The 2,250-nt window shown below is 44.9% G+C and carries 1 protein-coding gene; it reads right to left on the bottom strand.

Translation table 11 applies throughout. From position 1 onward, the window contains the following. Positions 1–65 precede the first annotated feature (65 nt). Positions 66–2,126, bottom strand: a complete 2,061-nt coding sequence (locus EYO21_05260) for a CocE/NonD family hydrolase (protein HIB03214.1) — start codon at positions 2,124–2,126, stop codon at positions 66–68. Between the last annotated feature and the right edge of the window lie 124 nt (positions 2,127–2,250).

Raw genomic sequence — 2,250 nt, 5'->3', positions numbered from 1 at the left:
TTAAGATCAATAAAAGCCAGGATATGTGCATTAATACAAAAGATAGAAGATGGGTACGGCCAATCCTAATGGACAACCCCTAACGTTAGGTGTGATGGGTATTGTGATGACCGGAAAACGGTCTGCGTTGCGATCTCATAGTCATCAGGCTGCGCACGGTACGTATCCACAAACTTCTGCGGGTTCCGGTCGTAAGCTGGGAACCAAGAGCTCTGAATATGAACCATAATCTGGTGCCCAGCTTTAAAGGTATGATACCTATCTCGTAGATCGATTTGAATGGGTGTTACTTGTTCTGGAACCATGGGTTCGGGTTCCTCAAAACTATTACGGAAGCGGCCCCTCATTATCTCTCCTGCTAGATGCATCTGGTAGCCTCCCATAGGTATATCACATGAAACGCTACTTGGAGCATCTCCCGGATAAACATCTATAAGCTTCACTGCCCAATCCGAATCCGTGCCAGTGGTAGAGACCCAAATATCAGCTAATATTGGACCAACAACTGTCAAATCCTCCTCCAAAATATCGGACACGTATACCATCACATCTGGACGAGTTGAAGCAAAACGTTGATCTTCCACTTTCCAAAGGTGTCCTAAGGTCGTCCGGATCTCCGCGGAAAATGGTACTGGTTTATTGGGGTCGCTTACCCAAGAATCCCCAAGTTGCGTATCCTGTGATGTAGGTGGATCAAAGGATAACTTGCTTTCTTCTCTTAGATAGATTTTCTTTTCGAGCACGTTTTTGGGAGGCCATGTATCATGTGTCTCCCACACATTCGCCCCCGTGTTAAAAACTATTGCCTCGTGAGGAGTCCAGTCTTGTCCACCACGAAGGTGATGCTCAAAGAAAGGGAATTGCACTTTAGTCTGAAAATATACTGAGGTTTGAGAATCAAAATCTATACAGCCCAAATGGTCTCCCCACATCCGGCGCCAGCCACCATGCAACCAAGGGCCAACAACTAAGGTGTTCTCACTGTTAGGGTTCCTTTCCTCAACTGTCCGGTAAATAGACATGGGGCCATAAAAGTCCTCTGTGTCGAACCAGCCGGCAACATTTAGTATTGCATGGTCAATCCCATCTAAGTATTGAAGCGCATCTTGGCGCTTCCAATATTCATCATAAGTATCATGCTCCATAAATTCTTGCCAGGCGGGAACATCACCCTGAAAGTAGAGAGCATCAATGTTTGAAGCAGATCCGGCTTCCATGAAAAACTCGTATCCCCAAGGTGTACCATAGTCAAATGGTCCCACACGTTGTTCTGTTGGAACGTCGCGTGTTCTTGCATGTCCGGCAAGCCACTGAAATGCATACGTAATACGAAATGCTCCATTATGATGAAAGTCATCACCGATGAACATGTTGCTTGGTGAGGCCTGCGGGGACGACGCCACAAGGGCGGGATGGGCATCTACCATTCCCATAGCCGTTTGCCAACCCGAGTAGGAGATTCCCCACTGACCAGCCAGGCTGTTATGGCCTTCTATATTATTTATTAACCAGTCAATAGTATCATAGTTATCTGTACTTTCATCCACATCCATTGGCCCCTTAGGTTGTAAAGCTAATGGGCGAATTACTTCAAACTCTCCCCCTGATTTAAACTTCCCGCGGACATCTTGGAACACAAATATATAGCCAGCCCTATCAAACTCCACAGATGGGCCCAATGGATTGCGGTACTCCTCGGGTTCATAGGGTCCGATTGAATATGGTGTTCGGAAGAGTAAAATAGGCACATCCTCGGACCAATTTTTAGGCATGTAGACAAGAGTGTAAAGCTCAACTCCATCTCGCATTGGAATCATATGCTCTGATTTGTCATAATTAGCTTTAAGCCATAATAGGTGCTCTTCAGTTCCTCCGTGGGTTGGGCCACTGGTTGGCCGAAGTTTAGGAAGTCCTAAAGGTACTGATGTAACTTGTCCATAGGGTCGAGCTTCTGAAGATACTGATGCTACCTGCCCAGTACATCCCGACATAAACAAAATTGTTTCAAGTAAAACAAAAAAAGACAAGAAACGTTGTATACTCTCATTGGGTAATTGTGCATTTATTTTTTTCATCTTAAGTGTTTTTCTAAGAAGGGATGTTAGGATTATTATTCCGCTCCACATTAGGTAATGGGAAGCACCTCATTTAGCGAAGTCATATTTTCTATTGAGTCCGTGAAAAACCCTCTCGCAGGGCCAATCTATACAGCTATGAAGAGAAAATCAACTCTCCAAAAATTATATCACG

The organism is Candidatus Neomarinimicrobiota bacterium (genome assembly GCA_012964825.1).
Classification (GTDB): domain Bacteria; phylum Fidelibacterota; class Marinisomatia; order Marinisomatales; family S15-B10; genus UBA2125.
This window is presented reverse-complemented; position numbering and strand designations above follow the sequence as displayed.

Coding starts and splice junctions, on each gene's coding strand:
- EYO21_05260 (HIB03214.1), bottom strand. CDS start 2,126: ATGTGGAGCGGAATAATAATCCTAACATCCCTTCTTAGAAAAACACTT.